This is a genomic window from Streptomyces sp. NPDC107581, assembly GCF_055657175.1.
Genome location: NZ_JBVKBH010000013.1, coordinates 174,861 through 195,708 on the forward strand (window position 1 = coordinate 174,861; position 20,848 = coordinate 195,708).

General features: G+C 71.4%; 14 protein-coding genes and 2 pseudogenes. 12 read left to right on the forward strand and 4 right to left on the reverse strand.

Annotated features, from left to right (window positions below; genetic code table 11):
• The first annotated feature begins 32 nt into the window (after window positions 1-32).
• Window positions 33-5,897 (forward strand): WD40 domain-containing protein, encoded by a 5,865-nt coding sequence (locus ACZ7P3_RS30045; protein WP_472086389.1) that lies wholly within the window; start codon window positions 33-35, stop codon window positions 5,895-5,897.
• A 173-nt stretch (window positions 5,898-6,070) separates the two neighbouring features.
• Window positions 6,071-6,583, forward strand: a complete 513-nt coding sequence (locus tag ACZ7P3_RS30050; RefSeq protein ID WP_472086390.1) for a hypothetical protein — start codon at window positions 6,071-6,073, stop codon at window positions 6,581-6,583.
• 82 nt (window positions 6,584-6,665) lie between these two features.
• Here the strand turns inward: ACZ7P3_RS30050 and ACZ7P3_RS30055 are convergent, their stop codons facing one another.
• Together ACZ7P3_RS30055 and ACZ7P3_RS30060 are read right to left on the reverse strand one after the other, a co-directional pair.
• A complete protein-coding gene (locus ACZ7P3_RS30055; RefSeq protein ID WP_472086391.1) occupies window positions 6,666-7,352 on the reverse strand; it encodes a glycerophosphodiester phosphodiesterase in 687 nt (228 codons plus the stop codon).
• A gap of 43 nt (window positions 7,353-7,395) precedes the next feature.
• Window positions 7,396-8,543, reverse strand: a pseudogene (locus ACZ7P3_RS30060) (adenosine deaminase).
• Between the two features lie 90 nt (window positions 8,544-8,633).
• On the opposite strand from ACZ7P3_RS30060, the gene ACZ7P3_RS30065 reads away from it, so the two are divergent.
• Window positions 8,634-9,398: a DUF4190 domain-containing protein gene (locus tag ACZ7P3_RS30065; RefSeq protein ID WP_472086393.1), complete on the forward strand. Its 765-nt coding sequence runs from the start codon at window positions 8,634-8,636 to the stop codon at window positions 9,396-9,398.
• Between the two features lie 64 nt (window positions 9,399-9,462).
• Here the strand turns inward: ACZ7P3_RS30065 and ACZ7P3_RS30070 are convergent, their stop codons facing one another.
• The gene (locus ACZ7P3_RS30070) at window positions 9,463-10,026 is read right to left on the reverse strand and encodes an NADAR family protein (RefSeq protein ID WP_472086394.1); all 564 of its coding nucleotides are present in this window, start codon (window positions 10,024-10,026) and stop codon (window positions 9,463-9,465) included.
• Between the two features lie 208 nt (window positions 10,027-10,234).
• On the opposite strand from ACZ7P3_RS30070, the gene ACZ7P3_RS30075 reads away from it, so the two are divergent.
• From ACZ7P3_RS30075 to ACZ7P3_RS30115, 9 genes are all read left to right on the forward strand, one after another.
• Window positions 10,235-11,770: a gamma-aminobutyraldehyde dehydrogenase gene (locus tag ACZ7P3_RS30075; RefSeq protein ID WP_472086396.1), complete on the forward strand. Its 1,536-nt coding sequence runs from the start codon at window positions 10,235-10,237 to the stop codon at window positions 11,768-11,770.
• A gap of 52 nt (window positions 11,771-11,822) precedes the next feature.
• The gene (locus ACZ7P3_RS30080) at window positions 11,823-13,070 is read left to right on the forward strand and encodes a polyamine ABC transporter substrate-binding protein (RefSeq protein ID WP_472086398.1); all 1,248 of its coding nucleotides are present in this window, start codon (window positions 11,823-11,825) and stop codon (window positions 13,068-13,070) included.
• 8 nt (window positions 13,071-13,078) lie between these two features.
• On the forward strand, window positions 13,079-14,236 hold the full coding sequence (locus tag ACZ7P3_RS30085; RefSeq protein ID WP_472086400.1) for an ABC transporter ATP-binding protein: 1,158 nt from the start codon (window positions 13,079-13,081) through the stop codon (window positions 14,234-14,236).
• Between the two features lie 2 nt (window positions 14,237-14,238).
• Window positions 14,239-15,168 carry an ABC transporter permease gene (locus ACZ7P3_RS30090; RefSeq protein WP_472086402.1) on the forward strand — a complete coding sequence of 310 codons (930 nt, stop codon included), beginning with the start codon at window positions 14,239-14,241 and terminating at the stop codon, window positions 15,166-15,168.
• Window positions 15,168-15,968, forward strand: a complete 801-nt coding sequence (locus ACZ7P3_RS30095) for an ABC transporter permease (RefSeq protein ID WP_472086403.1) — start codon at window positions 15,168-15,170, stop codon at window positions 15,966-15,968. Before ACZ7P3_RS30090 ends, ACZ7P3_RS30095 begins: the two co-directional genes overlap by 1 nt.
• A 22-nt stretch (window positions 15,969-15,990) precedes the next feature.
• Window positions 15,991-17,421, forward strand: coding sequence for an NAD(P)/FAD-dependent oxidoreductase (locus ACZ7P3_RS30100; protein WP_472086405.1), 1,431 nt, complete (start codon window positions 15,991-15,993; stop codon window positions 17,419-17,421).
• Between the two features lie 204 nt (window positions 17,422-17,625).
• On the forward strand, window positions 17,626-17,892 hold the full coding sequence (locus ACZ7P3_RS30105; protein WP_472086406.1) for a hypothetical protein: 267 nt from the start codon (window positions 17,626-17,628) through the stop codon (window positions 17,890-17,892).
• Between the two features lie 166 nt (window positions 17,893-18,058).
• Window positions 18,059-18,517 (forward strand): hypothetical protein, encoded by a 459-nt coding sequence (locus ACZ7P3_RS30110; RefSeq protein WP_472086407.1) that lies wholly within the window; start codon window positions 18,059-18,061, stop codon window positions 18,515-18,517.
• Window positions 18,518-18,603: 86 nt separating this feature from the next.
• Window positions 18,604-20,427, forward strand: coding sequence for a chitinase (locus tag ACZ7P3_RS30115; protein ID WP_472086408.1), 1,824 nt, complete (start codon window positions 18,604-18,606; stop codon window positions 20,425-20,427).
• A 79-nt stretch (window positions 20,428-20,506) separates the two neighbouring features.
• On the opposite strand, the pseudogene ACZ7P3_RS30120 reads toward ACZ7P3_RS30115, so the two are convergent.
• Window positions 20,507-20,797 (reverse strand): annotated as a pseudogene (locus tag ACZ7P3_RS30120) (phosphatase PAP2 family protein); the annotation flags it as partial.
• Between the last annotated feature and the right edge of the window lie 51 nt (window positions 20,798-20,848).

Below are 20,848 nucleotides of genomic sequence, written 5' to 3' on the forward strand. Positions count from 1 at the left end.
ATCGCGCTCTCTTCCCACGGCATCATGGATACATGGTGGCTCGTCAGATCACCCCGGGGGACACCGGGCCATTGGACTTCTTCATCAGCTACTCGCCGGCCGACGAACGCTGGGCGTCCTGGATCGCCTGGACCCTGGAGGAGGCCGGCTACCGCACGGTGCTCCAGGCCTGGGACTTCGTGCCGGGCACGAACTTCGTCGACTTCATGGACCGCGGCGTCAGCGAGTCCGCCGCCGTCATCGCCGTACTCTCGCGCAACTACGAGCGCTCCCGGTACGGCCGGATGGAGTGGCAGGCGGCCCTGCGGGCGGATCCGGACGCGCCGGAGCGAAGACTGCTCACCGTGCGGGTCGAGGACATCCCGGTGGAGGGGCTGCTGGCCACCATCACCTATGTCGACCTGGTGCCGGTCACCGATCCGTCGGCCGCCCGCGATCTGCTGCTCACCCGCGTCCGGCAGGCCCTCGACGGCCGCGCCCGGCCCGCCCTGCGCCCCGACTACCCGGGCGGGAACGGCCACCCGCCGCCGACGCCGCCGACCGTGCCGTCCCTGCCGTCCCTGCCGTCCTCGGGCCGGCCGCTCGGCCGGCCGGGCTGGGCCGGGCGGCGCCGGCCCGCCGCCCCGCCGTCGTATCCACGGGCCCTGGGCGAGGCCCGGGAGCGGGAGGCGGTCACCCTGCTCCATCTGGCCGGACCCGCGTTCGGGCGCGGCCTGGACCCCGCCGAGCTGCAGGCGGCGATCTGGGGCGACCTGGTGGAACTCAACGACGCCGGAGCGCCCCCGCCCGATCTGCTGGTGGTCACCGGCGACCTGACCGCGAGCGGCAGCCGCCGGGAGTTCGAACAGGCGCTGTCCTTCCTCACCGGGATGCGGGCGCTACTGGGTCTCGAACCGCACCGGGTCGCCCTCGTCCCGGGCGGCCAGGACGTCAACCAGGCCGCCTGCCAGGCCTACTTCAGCACCTGCGAGGCCGACGAGATGCCGCCCCGGCCGCCGTACTGGCCCAAGTGGCGGCATTTCGCCGGGCTCTTCCAGGAGCTGTACCAGGGCCTCGACGTGGTCTTCGACAGCGACCAGCCGTGGACCCTGTTCCCCGTGCCCGAACTGCACACCGTGATCGCGGGACTCAACTCCTCGATGGCCTACAGCCACCGCCGCGACGACCAGTACGGTCTGGTCGGCCCCGAGCAGGCCGCCTGGTTCGCCCAGGCGCTGCGCCCGCACGAGGCCGAGGGCTGGCTGCGCATCGGCGTACTGCGCCACTCACCCGGCGCCGCCCGGCCGCCGGCGGCCCGCCGCACCGCGGCCCCGCCGGACGGCGCCGGGCCGCTGCGCGACACCGATGTGCTCACCCGGCTGACCGCACCCCGGCTGCATCTGCTGCTGCACGGCCCCACCGACCCGGGTGCGCTGCCCGTCCTGGCCACCGCCTCGGGCGAGGTGCCGGTGATCGGCGCCGTCGGACCGGGCCGGCACCAGCTGCTCCGTGTCACCCGCGAGGGCCTGGCGACCTGGCAGGGCCCGGGGGAGCCGCAGCGCCGCCCGGTCCAGTGGCGGCGGGCCCGGCGGGCCTTCGGGCCGCAGGACACCGACCCGCCGGCGGGCGGCCCGGCGGACGGCCCGGCGGACGGCCCGGCACCGGACGGGCCGCCGCGCACCGAGCCCGAGCCGCGCGCGGTGCAGACTCCGGCCGAGATCCTGCTCGCCCGGGTCACCGAGGTCTGCCGCACCCGCCACGAAGGCGCCCAGATCCGCCAGGTGGACGGACCGGTGCCGCAACTCCTGGTCACCTGGAGCCAGTCGGGCTTCGTGCGCCAGCAGCGGGTGGCGGTGCACACCGGCACCCCGACCGCGCAGGACATCGACCGGTTCGTGGCCCTCGTGCACGCCGCCGACTCCGAGACCGAGGCCGAGCTCGTCCACGACGGCCCCCCGCCCGCCCGCGACCTGCGCGACGCGGCCCGCCGCAGGGGCGTGCGGGTGCGCAGCTTCACCGAGTTCCAGGGCCTGCTCGACCTGCGCGGATACGTCGCCGGGCAGAGCGAGCGGCTGCGCACCGACCCCCGCTATCCACCGGGCATGTACCTGCCGCAGCGGTACCGGGAGGCGGAGCGCCTCGACGCCGAGGACCGCGACGGTCTGGTGGACGAGATGCTCCGGCTGCTCGACTCCGACCAGGGCCGCTTCCTGCTGCTCCTCGGGGACTTCGGGCACGGCAAGACCTTCGCGCTGCGCGAGCTGGCCCGCCGCATCCCCGCCGAACTGCCGCACCTCGTCCCCCTGCTGGTCGAACTGCACGCCCTGGACCGGGCCTACTCCTTCGAGGGGCTCGTCGCCGCCCACCTCGCCGCCCACGGCGTCGACAACATCGATCTGCGCGCCTTCCGCTACATGCTGCAGCAGGGCCGGATCGTGCTCCTCTTCGACGGCTTCGACGAACTCGTCAACCAGGTCACCTACGACCGTGCCGCCGAGCGCCTCCAGGTGCTGCTGGACTCCGCCGTGGACAGCGCCAAGATCCTGGTCAGCAGCCGCACTCAGCACTTCCGCTCCCAGGGCCAGGTGCTGACCGCGCTCGGCGAGCGCGTCGGACTGCTCCCGCACCGCCGGGTGCTGGCCGTCCAGGAGTTCACGGCGCAGCAGATCCGCGCCTACCTGGTCAACCGCTACGACGGCGACGCCCGGGCCGCCGACCGCCGGCTGCGGCTCCTCGACGCCATCCCCGACCTGCTCGCCCTGTGCCGCAACCCCCGGCTGCTCGGCTTCGTCGCCGACCTGGACGACGACCAGCTGCGCGCGGTCGCCGGCGCCGGCCGCGCGCTCAGCCCCGCCGGCCTCTACCAGGAGGTGCTCACCGCCTGGCTGGCCTTCGAGGAACAGCGCGCCGGCACGGGCCCCGGCCGGGCGCCCGGGCTCAGCGCGGACCAGCTGTGGCACGCGGTCACCGCGCTCGCCCTCAGGCTGTGGGAGAGCGGCCAGGACTCGCTGCGCCTGGACGAGCTGACCGACGTCGCCGAGACCCTGACCGGACTTGCCGGCACCCGGCTGTCGGTGCCGCAGACCGCGCACGCCATCGGCTCCGGCAGCCTGCTGGTGCGCAGCGACGAGGGCCTGTTCCGGTTCATCCACGGCTCGGTGGTGGAGTGGCTCGTCGCCCGGGAGTGCGCCCGCCGGCTGACCGCCGAGGACACCGCTCTGCTGACCCGGCGGCAACTGAGCGCGCTGGCCGTCGAGTTCCTGTGCGACCTCGCCGACCACCGGGTCTGCCAGGCCTGGGCCGAGCAGCAACTGGGCGGCGGCGACGACCCCGAAGGGACCGAGGCCGGCCGCGCCAACGCCGTGAAGATCCTCAGCCGGCTGCGCGTGCCCGCCCACACCGACCTGCGCGGCGCCGCCCTGGCCGGCGAGGACCTGTCGCACCGCGACTTCTCCGGAGTCGACCTCACCCGCGCCGACCTCACCGACGCCCGGCTGGTCGGCGCCAACCTCTGCGGCGCCGTCCTGCGGCACGCGCGGCTGACCGGCGCCCGGCTCGACGGCGCGGATCTGAGCGGCGCCGACCTGCGCGGCGCCGATCTGCGGCGGGCCCGGCTGATCCGCACCGATCTGACCGGCGCCCGGGTCGACGGCGGCCGGTGGCGGCAGGCGGCCCTGATCTCCGCGACCACCGGGAACCTGGCCGGGACGCCCGAACTGGCCGCCGCCGCGCTCGCCCCCGGAATGGCCGTCGACTCCGGCTTCCGGCCCTCCGCGGTCGGTGTCCCCTACGGCTTCGACATGCAGACCAGCCGGCTGCCGGAGCCCATCTCCTACAGCCCCGACGGCGAACTGCTCGCCGTGGGCAGCGAGGACGGCGGCGTGCTGGTCTGCGACGCCGCCACCGGCCTCGCCCTGCGCACCCTGGAGGGCCACACCGGACGGGTCTACGCGGTCAAGTTCCGCGAACGGGTACTGGCGACCGGCAGCTCCGACGGCACCGTACGGCTGTGGGACCCGGTCTCCGGACGCTGTCTGCACCGGCTGGACATCCATCCGCGCGGGGTCTGGCCGCTCGCCCTGGACGCCGACGGACTCCTGCTGGCCACCGGCGACGCCGACGGCGTGGTCACCGTCTGGGACCCGGCCACCGCCACCCCCCTGCACCGGCTGCCCGGACACACCGCGCCCGTCTACACCGTGGCGTTCTCGCCGGGCAACACCACCCTGGTCACCGGGGACGCCTCCACCGTCGTACGCCTGTGGGACCTGGCCACCGGACGGCAGAGCGGCGAACTGGGCGGTCACCGCAGCGCCGTGTACCGGGCGCGGTTCAGCCCGGACGGCACCCTGCTGGCCACCGGCGACCGGGGCGACGAGCGGCGCAACGGCACCGTACGGGTGTGGGACCTCGCCACCCGGACCCGGCGGCACGAGTTCACCGGTCACTCCGGGCGCGTCTACACACTGGACTTCCATCCCGGCGGCCGGTTCCTGGTCAGTGGCGACACCGACGGCGAGGTGCGGCTGTGGGACCTGGCCGCGGGGCGCAGCGCCGGGCTGCTCGGCGGCTGCCGCGGTGCCGTCTACCAGGTGCTGTTCGACCCGGACGGGACACAGCTCGCCGCCGGGGACAGCGCCGGAGTGGTCCGGCTGTGGCGGATCGACCCGGAGTCCGACCCCGTCGCCGTACCACTGAACCGGCAGCCCGCCGAGCACCGCGGTTCGGTGTGGGTGTGCAAGTTCCGGCCGCACGGCGAGGCGCCCGCGCCGGGCGCCGGCCCGCTGCTGGTGACCGGCGGCAACGACGGCGTCGTACGCCTCTGGGACTCCTCCACCGGCCAGGGCAGGCGCATCCTGCGCGGCCACGGGCGCCGCATCGGCACCCTGTCCTTCAGCGCCGACGGCTCGATGCTGGCGGCCGGCGGCAACGACGGTGTCGTCCGCGTCTGGCACTCCGGCTCGGGCCGGCGGCTGCGGGAGCTGACCGGGCAGAGCGACCGGCTGGTCTCGGCGGCGTTCGGTCCCGCCGGCGCCCTGCTGGCCACCGCGAGCAGCGACGGCGACATCTATCTGTGGAACGCGGCCACCGGCGAGTACCAGCGCGAACTGGACGTCGAGACGGACCACGTGTGGGCCGAGGCGTTCAGCGCCGACGGCGAACTGCTGGCCACCGCCAACGACGACGACACGGTGCGGCTGTGGTACCGGGTGACCGGAGCGCATGTGGCCACGATCACCGAGCACTCCGGCCGGGTCCGCGCGATCGCCTTCCGCGGCGACGGCACGGCCCTGGCCACCGGCTGCGACGACCGCAAGGTGCGGATCTGGGACCTGGCCGGCCGCAGGATCACCGCCGTCCTGGACGGGCACCGGGACCGGGTGTACGCCGTGGCGTTCGCACCCGACGGCTCCTGGCTGGCCAGTGCCTCGTGGGACGGTACGGCGGTGATCTGGCGGGACGGGGAGATCGAGCACCGCCTGACCGGCCACACCGGCAAGGTGTGGACGGCGGCGGCGCATCCGCTGCGGCCCCTGCTGGCGACCGCAGGCGACGACCGGACCGTGCGCCTGTGGGATCCGCGCACCGGTGCCGGGACCGCCGTGCTCACCGGCCACACCGGCCGTGTGCTGGCCGTCGCCTTCAGCCCCGACGGCTCCCGGCTCGCCTCCGGAGGAGAGGACGGCACGGTGCGCCTGTGGACCGTCACCGCCGACGCGCCGCCCACCCTGCGCGCCACCCTCGTCGGCGTGCCGGGGGGCTGGGCCGCCCTGTCGCCCTCCGGCGGCTACAAGTACGAGGGAGACGTCACGGGCGAGTTCTGGCACGCGGTCGGCATGTCCCGCTTCGAACCCGGTGAACTGGACGGTCATCTGCCGGGGGTGCGGCAGGTGCCGCTGGAGGAGCCGCTGGGGTGAGGCGAGGGGGAGGGGCCGCTGGAGCGGGGTGAGCGGGGTGAGCGGGGTGAGCGGGGTGAGCGGGGTGAGCGGGGTGAGCGGGGTGAGCGGGGTGAGCGGGGTGAGCGGGGTGAGCGGGGAAATCCTCCGTCCACTGTTTTGAACATGTTCAATTCCAGGCGTAGGGTCGTGCCATGAGCGACAGAGCCGCCCTGCTCAAGGGCATCCGCGTCTGGCTGGTCTCCTTCGTCGTGTGCCTCGTGCTCAGCGGTGCCACCGCCTTCCCGCTGGTGCACGAACTGCGCTGGACCGAGGAGGCGCTGCGGTCCCTGTCCGTGCCGGAGCACCTGCCGGGACTGATGGGCTGGATCACGCGGGTGCGGCAGGGGCTGGACGCCGTCGACGCCAAGTACCCCTTCGTGCTGTACGGCACGGACTGGCTGGCCTTCGCCCACCTCGTCATCGCGGTCGCCTTCTACGGGCCCTACCGCGACCCGGTCCGCAACATCTGGGTCGTCGAGTTCGGGATGATCGCCTGCGCCGGCATCGTCCCGCTCGCACTCATCTGCGGACCGGTGCGCGGAATTCCCTTCTGGTGGAGCCTGATCGACATGTCCTTCGGCGTCTTCGGGGCCGTCCCGCTGTACGTTGTACGGCAGAAGATCAAGCGACTGGAGACCCTCGGCTCCGCGGCCCCTGCCGCCTGAGGACGGCCGGGGCGCCGCGCGGGCGGCGGGGCGCCGGGCGGCGGGGCGCGGGGCGGCGCTGTGCCGGGCGGCGCTGCGCCGGTCAGCCGCCGTTGCGCAGTGCGTGCAGGGTGCCGATGCGGTTCGTGGTGATCGAGTCGACGCCCAGGTCGAGCAGACGGCGCAGGGAGCGACGGGTGTCCGGGGTCCAGACGGACAGCAGATACCCGTCGCGGTGGACACGGGCCGCAAGGTCCCGGTCGACCAGGGAGAAGCGGTAGTTGAGCCAGCGGGGGCGCACCGCCTCCAGCAGCGCGGGCCGGGGCCGGGCCAGGGTCGTCCAGGTCAGCGCGATCTCCGCGGACGCGTCTTCGGCACGGACGGCGAGCATGGCCTCGGCGTGCGCGCAGTAGTAGACGCGGTCCCTGGCCCCGCCCTGCCGTACGACGTCCATGACCCTGCGCACGGTCCGGCGGTCGACCCGGCCGCACAGGTCCACCATCACCCGGCTGCCCTCGGTCGCGGTCAGGGCCTCCTCCAGGGTGGGCACCTTGCCCTCCGTGAGCCCGCGCACCTCGTCCGCCGACAGCGAGAGCAGGGGACGGTCGTGTTCCCACAGCCGCTTCAGCGTCCCGTCGTGCAGGAGCACGGGGACGCCGTCGCGGGTGAGCCGTACGTCGACCTCCACCGCGTCCGCGCCCTCCTCGAGCGCGGACCGCAGGGAGTCGATGGTGTTCTCGCGGAAGCGGTAGGGGTCGCCGCGGTGGGCCACGGCGGTCACGGTCTGCATGGCCCCCATTGTGGCCGTGCGGACCGCGACCGTGGTGCAGGGATCAGCGGGCGAGCCAGTCGCTGGTGTACGTGTCGATCTCCCGCGCGATCCGGGCCTTGTCCGCACCCTCCAGGAAGGACGCCTCGACGGCGTTCCGGGCGAGGGCGGCCACGCCCTGCTCGTCCAGGTCGAGAAGGCGGGCGGCCACCGCGTACTCGGTGTTCAGGTCGGTGCCGAACATCGGCGGGTCGTCGGAGTTGATCGTGACCAGCACGCCGGCCGCGGTGAACTCCTTGATCGGGTGCTCGTCGAGGGTGCGGACCGCGCGGGTGGCGATGTTGGAGGTCGGGCAGACCTCCAGCGGGATGCGGTGCTCGGCGAGATGGGCGAGCAGCGCGGGGTCCTGCGCCGAGCTGGTGCCGTGCCCGATGCGCTCCGCGCGCAGCTCGGTCAGCGCGTCCCACACCGTCTGCGGGCCGGTCGTCTCCCCGGCGTGCGGGACGGAGTGCAGCCCGGCCGCGATGGCCCGGTCGAAGTACGGCTTGAACTGCGGCCGGGGTACGCCGATCTCGGGCCCGCCGAGCCCGAACGAGACCAGGCCCTCCGGGCGGATCCGGTCGTCGGTGGCGAGCCGGGTGGTCTCCTCCGCGGCCTCCAGACCGGCCTCGCCGGGGATGTCGAAGCACCAGCGCAGTACGGTCCCGAACTCCGCCTCGGCCGCCTTGCGGGCGTCCTCGATCGCGGCCATGAAGCCCAGCTCGTCGATGCCGCGCCGGGTCGAGGAGAACGGGGTGATCGTCAGCTCGGCGTAGCGCACCTGCTGCCGGGCCAGGTCACGGGCCACCTCGTAGGTGAGCAGCCGTACGTCCTCCGGGGTGCGGATCAGATCCACGACGGACAGGTACACGTCGATGAAGTGCGCGAAGTCGGTGAACGTGAAGTAGTCGACCAGCGCCTCGGGGTCGGTGGGGACCTTGGAGTCGGGGTGGCGGGCGGCCAGCTCCGAGACGATGCGCGGGGAGGCGGAGCCGACGTGGTGGACGTGCAGCTCGGCCTTGGGCAGTCCGGCGATGAAGGTGTGCAGATCGCGGTCGGTCAAGGGTTCCTCCCCGGGAACGGCGCCCTCGGAGCATGGTCCGTGGTGGTGGGCGCGGGTGATCGGCTGATCGGTGAATCGGGCTCATCGTAGGCCGGGCCGGTGGCGGTGATGACGGCACCCGGGTGAGCGGTGGACCCGCCTGAGAGCCGCCGAACGGACGCTTTACCATGGCCTGACGATCGACCGAGGGGGCTGGAAACGTGGCTGACCAGGGGCAGCAGGGTGGGAGCGGAGGCGCGGGCTTCGACCCGTGGGCGCCGCCGGAGAGCAAGCCTTCGCTGGAGAAGGGGCCGCGGCCGGGCGCTCCCGGGGAGCAGCCCGCGGTGCAGGACCAGCCGCCCGGGTATGCGCCGCAGCCCCCGGGCTCCGCGCCGCAGCAGCCTCCGGTGCAGCCGCCGACCGTGCACGACCAGGCCACCATGACGTCCCTGCCGAGCAGCGGCTTCGGTGCGCCCGGCTACGGTCAGCCCGGAACGCCGCCGGCCCAGGGCTGGACCGAGTCCGCCATGCCGCCTCCGCCCGCCGCGCCCTACGGCCCCGGCGGGCAGGGCCCGGCGACGCCCGGCGGCTACGGCCACCCCGCGTACCCGCAGGGCTACGGCTGGCCCGGGATGCCGATGGCCCCGCAGAACGGCATGGGCACCGCGGCGATGGTGCTGGGCATCCTGTCCTGCTGTCTGTTCTGTCTCTACGGCGTGCTGTCCGTGGTGCTCGGCGTCATCGCCGTGGTGCTCGGCGTCAAGGCCAAGAAGCGGGCCGAGCGCGGAGAGGCCACCAACCACGGCCAGGCCCAGGCGGGCTTCATCACGGGCATCATCGGCATCATCATCGGCCTGGTCGTGCTCACGCTCATGATCTTCGTCATCGTGGCCGCCATCAAGGAGAACAAGAAGCACGACGACGACTACGACCCCTACTACAACTCGGCTCCCCGCGTGTCGGCACCCCTGCTCGCCCAGGACTGACCCGGTCCCGGAGGCCCTCCCGGCCCCGGAGGCCCGCTCGGTCCCCGGGCCGGCCTCCGGGCGCTCAGCCCCCGGAGGCGGTGAGCCGCTCCCGCGCCTCCATCAGCGCGAACCCCAGCAGATTCGGCCCCCGCCACCGCTCGGGATCCGACGCGGCCTCGTCGTCCGCCGCCAGGCCTATGCCCCAGACCCGGTCCACGGGGCTCGCCTCCACCAGGACCCGGTCACCGGTGCCCAGCAGGAACCCCCGCAGGCCGTCGTCCGACGCGAACTTGTGGACGCTGCCCTCGACGACGATCCGGAAGCGCTCCCGCTCCCATGCCGCCTCGTCGAAATCGCGCACCAGCCGCCCCGCCTTCTTCGCCTGGGCCGGATGCTCCGCCGCCAGCACCTGCCGCTCGGCCTCCGCGTCCCCGAACAGCCGCGCCTTGCCGGCCATCATCCAGTGCTCGGCCGTGGCGTAGTGCACGCCGCCCACCACGAACGGTGACGGCCACCACTGGCTCAGACAGCTCGCGCCGATCCGGCCGTCCGGCCGCGGCCGGTGTCCCCAGAAGTGCAGATACTTGATGCGGGCGCCTGTCCGCACCTCTTTGATCAGGGCTTCCGTGTCGTCGATCTTCCCCATGCACGCGAGTCTGGCACGCACCACTGACACTCCGTCCGCCCTTTTCCGTGCCGACTCGACACCTGGTCGACAGATTCCGTCGCGTAACCAAAAGGCAACAACGGAATCACTTGTTGGAGGCTTATTGCTCTGTCAGGATCGGCACTCAAATCGAGCTGGAGCTACGCCACCCACCCCCGGGACGGGGCACACGGCGGAGGAGAGCGACATGCACAACCCGGGCACCGCCACCCCGGAACGATTCCCCGCACAGGATCGATTCGCCGATGGCGCGCAGTTCATCGCCGGTCGCCTGACCAAGGGCACCTCGGGCCGTACCCACGCCGTGGTCGACCCCGCCACCGGCGAGGAGGTGTACACCTACGAGCTGGCCGGCCCCGACGACGTCGACGCGGCCGTCGCCGCAGCGCGCGAGGCCTTCCCCGGCTGGGCCGCCGCCACCCCGGGCGAGCGCTCCGACGCCCTGCACCGGTTCGCCGCCGTGCTCGCCGAGCGCGCCGAGGACTTCGCCCGTGCGGAGTCCCTGCAGTGCGGCAAGCCGCTCAAGCTGACCCGCGAGTTCGACGTGCCGGGCACCATCGACAACACCGCCTTCTTCGCGGGCGCGGCCCGGCATCTGCAGGGACAGTCCGCCGGTGAGTACTCGGGCGACCACACGTCGTACGTCCGGCGCGAGCCCATCGGGGTCGTCGGGTCGATCGCCCCCTGGAACTACCCCCTGCAGATGGCCGCATGGAAGATCCTTCCGGCGATCGCCGCGGGCAACACCATCGTGCTCAAGCCCGCCGAGCTGACCCCGCTGACCTCGCTGCTGTTCGCCCAGGCCGCCACGGACGCGGGCATCCCGGACGGCGTGATCAACATCGTCACCGGGACCGGCAGGGAGGCCGGCGAGCACCTCGTCGGGCATCCCGACGTGGCCATGACCTCCTTCACCGGCTCCACCGCTGTCGGCAAGCGGGTCGCCGAGGTCGCCACGGCCACCGTCAAGCGGCTCCACCTGGAGCTGGGCGGCAAGGCGCCCTTCGTCGTCTTCGACGACGCCGACCTGGAGGCCGCCGTCAACGGCGCGGTCGCGGGCGCGCTCATCAACACCGGGCAGGACTGCACGGCCGCCACGCGCGCGTACGTGCAGCGGCCGCTGTACGAGGCCTTCGTGGAGCGGACGGCCGCCCTGATGGAGACCGTGCGCCTCGGGGACCCGTTCGCTCCCGGCACCGACCTCGGCCCGCTCATCTCGCACGTCCAGCGCGACCGCGTCGCCGGCTTCGTGGAGCGTGCGCGTGGCTACGCGCGCGTGGTGACCGGCGGCGAGGCCCCGCAGGGTGATCTCAAGGACGGCGCCTACTACCGGCCCACCCTCGTCGCCGACGCCGGCCAGGACAGCGAGATCGTCCAGTCCGAGCTCTTCGGCCCGGTACTGGTCGTACTTCCGTTCGACAGTGATGATGAGGGCATCCGGCTGGCCAACGACACCCCCTACGGGCTGGCCGCCTCGGCGTGGAGCAGCAACGTCTACCGGGCCAACCGCGCCACCCGTGAGATCAAGGCGGGATGCGTGTGGATCAACGACCACATTCCGATCATCAGCGAGATGCCGCACGGCGGCTACAAGGCCTCCGGCTTCGGCAAGGACATGTCGGCGTACTCATTCGAGGAGTACACGCAGGTCAAGCACGTAATGTTCGATAACACCGCGGTGGCCAGGAAGGACTGGCACCGCACCATCTTCGGGGACCGCTAGAAACGACCCGGCCGTCCACCCGGCCGATCTCTCCCGAAAGGGCACCACGAGCATGGAGCAGTACGAGCCCGACCGCCCGACCCCGGCCGAAGCGGCCGCCGTACGGCGCAGTCCGCAGGGCGGCCGGGCCGCCATGCCCCGCCGGTCGTTGTTGCGCGCCTCCGCCGGGGGCGCGCTCGCGATCGGTGGACTCGGGGCGCTGAGCGCCTGTGGAATCCCCGCGGCGACCAAGACGCAGGGCGGCGTGCCGGCCGACGATCACTCGGCCAAGGAGAAGACCGTCAATTTCTCCAACTGGCCCGAGTACATCGACGTGGACGACAAGGGCAAGCGCCATCCCACGCTCGACGCGTTCGCCCGGCGGACCGGCATCCAGGTCAAGTACACCGAGGACATCAACGACAACGACGAGTTCTTCGGCAAGATCCAGCCGCAGCTCGCCGCCGGCCAGGACACCGGCCGCGACCTCATCGTGCTCACCGACTGGCTGGCCGCCCGCATGATCCGGCTGGGGTACGTCCAGAAACTGGACCAGTCCAACCTGCCGCACGCCTTCGCCAACCTGTCGGACCAGTTCCGTGCCCCCGACTGGGACCCGGGCCGCGCCTACTCGTACCCCTGGCAGGGCATCTCCACCGTCATCGCGTACAACAAGAAGGCGCTCGACGGCATCGAGGTGAAGTCGGTCTCCGACCTGCTGGACAACCCCAGGCTCAAGGGCCGCGTCGGCTTCCTGACCGAGATGCGCGACAGCGTCGGCATGACCATGCTCGACATGGGCAAGGACCCGTCGACGTTCACCGACGACGACTTCGACGCGGTGATCGCCCGCCTCCAGAAGGCCGTCGACAAGGGCCAGATCCGCCGCTTCACCGGCAACGACTACACGTCCGACCTCGCCAAGGGCGACTTCGCCGCGTGCATCGCCTGGGGCGGCGACATCGTCCAGCTCCAGGCCGACAGTCCGGACGTCGGCTACGTCATCCCGGACAGCGGCTACATGACCTCGACCGACAACATGCTGATCCCCAACAAGGCGCGCCACAAGACGAACGCCGAGCGGCTCATCGACTTCTACTACGAGCCGGAGCCCGCGGCCGAGCTCGCCGCCTACATCAACTACGTGAGCCCGGTCGCTGGAGTGGCGCCGTATCTCGCCAAGATAGACAAATCGGCGGCGAGCAACCCGCTGATCATTCCCGACAAGGCCATGCAGGCCAGGTCCCATGCCTTCCGCGCCCTGACGCAGAAGGAAGAGACGGCCTACCAGCAGAAGTTCTCGAAGCTCACAGGGGCGTGACGACGACGATGACGACGACAGACAACAGCGGCGACGTCCGCCTCGCCGGGATCGGCAAGACCTACGACAACGGCTTCACCGCCGTACAGCCGCTGGACCTGACCGTGCCGCAGGGCTCCTTCTTCGCCCTGCTCGGCGCCTCCGGCTGCGGCAAGACGACGACCCTGCGCATGATCGCCGGCCTGGAGGAACCCACCTCCGGCACCGTGCACCTCGGCGACCAGGACGTCACCCACCTGCCCCCGTACAAGCGGCCGGTCAACACCGTCTTCCAGTCCTACGCCCTCTTCCCGCACCTCGACATCTTCGAGAACGTCGCCTTCGGCCTGCGCCGGCGCGGCATCAAGAGCGTCAAGAAGCAGGTCGAGGACATGCTGGACCTGGTCCAGCTCGGCGAGCAGGCGCGCAAGAAGCCGCACCAGCTCTCCGGCGGCCAGCAGCAGCGTGTCGCGGTGGCCCGCGCACTGATCAACCACCCGAAGGTGCTGCTGCTCGACGAGCCGCTCGGCGCCCTGGACCTCAAGCTGCGCCGCCAGATGCAGCTGGAGCTCAAGCGCATCCAGACCGAGGTCGGCATCACCTTCGTCCACGTCACGCACGACCAGGAGGAGGCCATGACCATGGCCGACACGGTCGCCGTGATGAACGCGGGCCGCGTAGAGCAGCTCGGCGCCCCCACCGACCTGTACGAGAACCCGCAGACCACGTTCGTCGCCAACTTCCTCGGCACCTCCAACCTCATCGAGGCCGAGATCGACACGAAGAGCGGCGACGACATCGTGCTCAAGGCCGCCGGCGGCAAGCTCGTCCTGCCCGAGGCGCGATGTTCCGCCCCGACGAGGACCGGCGGCAAGGTGCTGGTCGGCATCCGCCCCGAGAAGATCTCCCTCACCCACGCCGACGACGCCGGCACCATCCCCGACGGCCGCAACCGTCTCACCGGGAAGATCGCCGACGCGAGCTTCATCGGCGTCTCCACGCAGTACGTCATCGACAGCCCGGTCTGCGACGAGCTGGCGGTGTACGTCCAGAACGTCGAACGCGACGGCCGGCTCGTCCCCGGTGCCGAGGTCGTCCTGCACTGGAGCCCGGCCCACACCTTCGGCCTGGACGCGTCCCAGGACATCGACGCCGGCGTGGAGACCGTCGAGGAAGAGGCCGCATAGACATGTCGACGCTCACCGAGGCGCCCCCGCCTCTCGCCCCCGCCGAAGCCGCGAAGAAGCCCCCGCGCAAGCGCGGCCGGTTCACTCCGTACTGGCTGCTGCTGCCCGGCCTGCTGTGGCTGGTCGTCTTCTTCGCGCTGCCGATGATCTACCAGGCCTCCACGTCCGTGCAGACGGGCTCCCTGGAGCAGGGCTACAAGATCACCTGGCACTTCGCGACCTACTGGGACGCACTGTCCGAGTACTGGCCGCAGTTCCTGCGCTCGGTCTTCTACGCGGCCGCCGCCACCCTGCTGTGCCTGGTGCTCGGCTACCCGCTCGCCTACCTGATCGCCTTCCGCGCGGGCCGCTGGAAGAACCTGATCATGGTCCTGGTGATCGCGCCCTTCTTCACCAGCTTCCTGATCCGCACCCTGGCCTGGAAGACGATCCTCGCCGACAACGGCCCGGTGGTGCACACCCTGAACTCGCTGCACGTCCTGGACCTCACCAACTGGCTCGGCTGGACGGCCGGCGACCGCGTCCTCGCCACACCGCTCGCGGTGGTGTGCGGACTGACGTACAACTTCCTGCCGTTCATGATCCTGCCGCTCTACACCTCGCTGGAGCGGATCGACGGGCGGCTGCACGAGGCGGCCGGCGACCTGTACGCCAAGCCGTGGACCACCTTCCGCAAGGTCACCTTCCCGCTGTCGATGCCGGGCGTGGTCTCCGGCACGCTGCTGACCTTCATCCCGGCCGCCGGTGACTACGTCAACGCCGAACTCCTCGGCTCGACCGACACCCGCATGATCGGCAACGTCATCCAGACGCAGTTCCTGCGGATCCTGGACTATCCGACGGCCGCCGCCCTGTCCTTCATCCTCATGGCCGCGATCCTGTTCATGGTCACGGTCTACATCCGCCGGTCCGGGACGGAGGATCTGGTCTGATGCCACTCGTCACCTGGCTCAAGCGTCGTCTCGTCGTCATCGCGGGTCTCCTGACGCTCGCCTATCTCCTGCTGCCCAACGTCATCGTGACGGTGTTCTCCTTCAACAAGCCGAAGGGACGCTTCAACTACGAGTGGCAGCAGTTCTCCACGGACGCGTGGAAGGACCCGTGCGGTGTCGCCGACATGTGCGGCTCGCTGTCGATCAGCCTCCAGATCGCCGTCTGGGCGACGCTCGGCGCGACCGTACTCGGCACGATGATCGCCTTTGCGCTGGTCCGCTACCGCTTCCGCGCACGCGGCGCCGTCAACTCGCTGATCTTCCTGCCGATGGCCATGCCCGAGGTCGTCATGGCCGCCTCGCTGCTCACCCTGTTCCTCAACATGGGTGCACAACTCGGCTTCATGACGATCCTGATCGCGCACATCATGTTCTGCCTCAGCTTCGTCGTCACCGCGGTCAAGGCGCGCGTGATGTCGATGGACCCGCGGCTGGAGGAGGCCGCCCGGGACCTGTACGCCGGCCCGGTGCAGACCTTCCTGCGGGTCACCCTGCCGATCGCGGCACCCGGAATCGCCGCGGGCGCGCTGCTGTCCTTCGCGCTCTCCTTCGACGATTTCATCATCACCAATTTCAACGCGGGCTCGACCGTCACCTTCCCCATGTTCGTGTGGGGTTCGGCGCAGCGCGGAACGCCCGTTCAGATCAATGTCATCGGTACGGCCATGTTCCTGGTCGCCGTACTGTTCGTCCTGGTCTCCATGCTCATCACCAATCGCCGTAACAGTCGCAAGGCATAAAGCTCTGTAGGGAGTTGAAATCATGGCCCCAAGCGCCATGAGTCGTGGCAAAGACAACTGGATCGCCGCTCTTTCCGAAGCCCAGCCGGTCCCGTACTGGCTGGAAGACCCCGGCAAGCCGCATGCCGAGCCCGCCCTCACCGGCACCGAGACCTGCGACCTGCTGGTCGTCGGCGGCGGCTACAGCGGACTGTGGACCGCGCTCAACGCCAAGGAGCGCGACCCGCAGCGCGATGTGGTGCTGCTGGAAGGCCGCGAGGTGGGCTGGGCCGCCTCGGGCCGCAACGGCGGCTTCTGCGCCGCCTCCCTCACCCACGGCCTGCCCAACGGCCTCGCCCGCTGGCCGGACGAGATCCGCCGGCTCCAGAAGCTGGGCGAGCGCAACCTCGACGAGATCGAGGCGGCGGTCGCCCGGCACGGCATCGACTGCGAGTTCGAGCGCACCGGAGAGATCGACGTCGCCACCGAGCCCTACCAGGCCTGGGAGCTGCGCGACTGGCACCGGGAGCTGGAGCAGAAGGGCCTCGCGGACGGCATCGAGTTCCTCGACGCCGAAGCCGTCCGCGAGCAGGTCGCCTCGCCCACCTTCGAGGCGGGACTGTGGGACCGCCGGGGCGTGGCCATGCTGCACCCGGCCAAGCTGGCCTGGGGCCTGAAGCAGGCCTGCATCCGGCTCGGCGTCCGGGTCTACGAGCACACGCCCGCCCTGTCGTTGCAGCAGTACGGCGCCGGCATGGCCGTACGCACCCCGTACGGCGCGGTCCGCGCCCGCAAGGTCGCGCTCGGCACGAACATCTTCCCGAGTCTGCTGCGGCGCGTACGCTCCTACACCGTCCCGGTCTACGACTACGCGCTGATGACCGAGCCGCTCTCCGCCGACCAGCTGGCGTCGATCGGCTGGAAGAACCGCCAGGGCCTCGGGGACTCGGCGAACCAGTTCCACTACTTCCGGCTGTCCGCCGACAACCGGATCCTGTGGGGCGGCTACGACGCGATCCACCACTACGGCGGCCGGGTCCGCGCCGAGTACGACGACCGCCCGGAGACCTACGCCAAGCTCGCCGGCCACTTCTTCACCTGCTTCCCGCAGCTGGAGGGCGTCCGGTTCACGCACGCCTGGGGCGGCGCGATCGACACCTGCTCGCGCTTCTCGGCGTTCTTCGGCACGGCCCACCAGGGGAGCGTGGCGTATGCGGCCGGCTACACCGGCCTCGGCGTCGGTGCCACGCGCTTCGGTGCCGACGTGATGCTGGATCTGCTGGACGGCGAGGACACCGAGCGCACGCGCCTCGAAATGGTCCGCAAAAAGCCGCTCCCGTTCCCGCCGGAGCCGTTCGCCTGGACCGGAATCGCGCTCACCAAGTGGTCGCTGGCCCGTGCCGACGCGCACGGCGGCCGCCGGAATCTGTGGCTGCGGGCGATGGACCGGCTGGGGCTGGGCTTCGACAGCTGAGCCCGCCCGCCGAGCCCTTTCTGAGACAAAGGCCCAGGTCACCGACCTGGGCCTTTGTCTTTTGCGTCTTTTACCCATGCTTTTCGGCTCGGTCAAGTCCCGAATCCTCGGAGCGTGACCCTGCAGGGCGATTCCGGCCTACTTGAAGCACGGCCTGACCGGAAACGGTGAGGCCGCACCGGAATCAACGAGCAGGAGGAAATCATGAACCGAGTCATTCGGAAGCGCGACGATTCTCGTTCCAGGAGCCGGCTGAACTTCGCTGCCGTGGCCGCGGCGGCCGCCTTTGTCGCCGGCGGCGCCCTTCTGCCGGCCACGGCCGCGTCGGCGGCTCCGATGCCGGAGACGTCGACGGTGAGCGTGGCCGACCATCACCACCACCATCACCATCACCACCACCATCACCACGGCAAGCATCACAAGTTCCACTGCTGGGACAGGCACCACACGTCCCACTGCGGCAAGCACTAGAAGTTCTGCTGCCGGGTCGACCGTCGTTGGCAGGGTCGGCGGCCCACCCGGGAAGGTGTGATCCGGCTCACTCGAAAGGGGAGCGGCAACCCGCGTAATGCCCGCCGCAAGGCCTCCCTCTCCTTCGGGACGTGACCGCGTCCGCGAGAGAGAGGGAGGTCTTCTCATGACTGGGGCCAAGACAGCGGTCGAATGGCTGGCATCCGTCGCGCCGGATCCCGAGGCCTGCCGCTGGGAGTGGGAGCGCAGCCCCCTCGGGGTCGCCCTGCTGCCCGCCGGCAAGGCCTGGGACGTGCTGATCCTGCCGGGTGACCTCGGCTGTTCCACGCTCGACGTGCTCACCCGCGTCCTCGACCGGCCCGGCCCGGTGCTGGCCGACTTCGGGGACAGCCGGGTGGGCTTCTTCGTGCCGCCGGGTACCGCGGCCCGCTGGCTCGGCACCGGTATCCGTACCGCCGGACCCGGCACCTGGATCGTCGTGCCGTACCCGGGCCGGGCGACGCACGGGGTGCGCTGGCTGATGCCGCCGGACGGGTCCGGAACGCTGACCGACCCGGCGTTGCTGGAACTGGCGATGCACGAGGCGGCGGCGGGGCCGGTGCGGGGCGGGGGTGAGGGCGGGTAGCACCCGGACACCTTGACAAGAGGATTGGTCTGGACCAAGTTGAGTGCGCTCCGCCCCCTCCAACTCCCCCTTTGCCGGAGGTCCTTGTGGAACGCGCCCGCAGCGCACCCAGTGCCAGACGTCCCGGATCGGTCCTCACCCTGCTCACGGCCGCGCTGCTGGCCGTACCCGGCATCACCGCGCTCTCGTCGGCCGCCCGTGCGGCCGACGCCGACCTCGCCCGCAACGGCGGCTTCGAATCCGGCCTCGACAACTGGACCTGTACGGCAGGTACGACCGTCGGCACGCCCGTGCACAGCGGGAGTTCCGCGCTGCAGGCGACCCCGGCCGGCAGCGACTACGCCCAGTGCACCCAGACGGTGACCGTCCAGCCCAACGCGCAGTACACGCTGTCCGGATACGTCCGCGGCTCCTACGTCTACCTGGGCGCGAACGGCACCGGCACCACCGACGTCTCCACCTGGACCCGGTCCGCCGCCGACTGGCAGAAGCTGACCACCACCTTCACCACCGGCGCCACCACGTCCAAGGTGACCCTCTACACCCACGGCTGGTACGGCACCGGCGCCTACTACGCCGACGACATCTCCCTGGTCGGTCCGGGCGCGAGCGCCGGGCAGCCGCCCGCCGCGCCCGCCGGCCTCAGGGCCGGCGCCGTCACCTCTTCCTCCGTCGCGCTGTCCTGGTCGGCGGTGACCGGGGCCACCGGCTACGCGGTCTACCGCGACGGGGTCAAGGTCCAGACGGCGAGCGGCACTTCGGCCACCGTCACCGGACTCGCGCCGTCGACGGCGTACGCGTTCCAGGTCACCGCGGGCAACGACGCCGGCGAGTCCGCCAGGTCGGCCACGGTGACCGCGACGACCACGGCCGGCACCGGCGGCGGCTCGCCCGGCCTGCCCGCCCACGCCCTCGTCGGCTACCTGCACGCCTCCTTCGCCAACGGCTCCGGATACACCCGCCTCGCCGACGTACCCGGCAGCTGGGACGTCATCGACCTCGCCTTCGGCGAGCCCACCTCGGCCACCTCCGGTGACATCCGCTTCAACCGCTGTCCGGTCACCGAGTGCCCCAACGCCGAGAGCGACGCCGACTTCAAGGCGGCGGTCAAGGCCAAGCAGGCGGCCGGCAAGAAGGTGCTGATCTCGATCGGCGGCCAGAACGGACAGGTCCAGCTGACCACGACCGCGGCCCGGGACGCCTTCGTCTCCTCCGTCTCGAACATCATCGACACCTACGGCCTCGACGGCCTCGACATCGACTTCGAGGGCCATTCGCTGTCCCTGGACGCGAACGACACGGACTTCAGGAACCCCACCACGCCCGTGATCGTCAATCTGATCTCGGCGCTGAAGACCCTCAAGGCCAAGTACGGCCCGGCCTTCGTGCTGACCATGGCGCCGGAGACGTTCTTCGTGCAGAACGGCTACCAGTTCTACGGCACCGGCAAGTGGGGCGGCCAGGACCCGCGCTGCGGGGCCTACCTCCCGGTCATCAACGCCCTGCGCGACGACCTCACCCTGCTGCACGTCCAGGACTACAACTCGGGTCCCATCATGGGTCTGGACAACCAGTACCACTCCATGGGCGGCGCCGACTTCCACATCGCCATGACCGACATGCTGCTCACCGGATTCCCGGTCGCGGGCGACGCGAACAACGTCTTCCCGCCGCTGCGCCCCGACCAGGTCGCCATCGGCATGCCGGCGTCGACGAACGCGGGCAACGGCTATGTGGCCCCGTCCGAGGTCACCAGGACCCTGGACTGCCTGACGAAGAAGACGAACTGCGGCTCGTACGCGACCCATGGGACGTGGCCGGCTCTGCGGGGTCTGATGACGTGGTCGGTGAACTGGGACCGCTACTCCGGCTGGGAGTTCCAGAAGACCTTCGACGGGTACTTCGGCTGACGGCCCCGCCGAGCACCAGGGACAGGGTGGTCAGCAGCACCGTGCACAGGCACCAGCTGGCCACCACGTCCAGCGGCCAGTGCCAGCCCCGGCGGACCAGCCCGTAGGAGACCCCGAGCACGAGGGCCGCGCAGCCGCCGGCCAGGGACCGGCGGGCGGCGGGTGTGCGGAGCCGGGGGAGCAGGAGCAGGGTCGCGGAGCCGTACGCGATCGCCGCCGTCGCCGTATGGCCGGAAGGGAAGTAGCCGACGGCCGGGGGCACCACGGGGGTCCCCGGCCGGGCGGTCCAGTCCTTCAGCGGTACGACGACCGCCGGGACCAGCGCCATCAGCACGGCCGCCGCGGCCGGGGGCAGCCACCACAGGTCCATACCGGTCGCACGGCCGCGCCAGGCGCACCAGATCAGGGCAAGGAGGAGCAC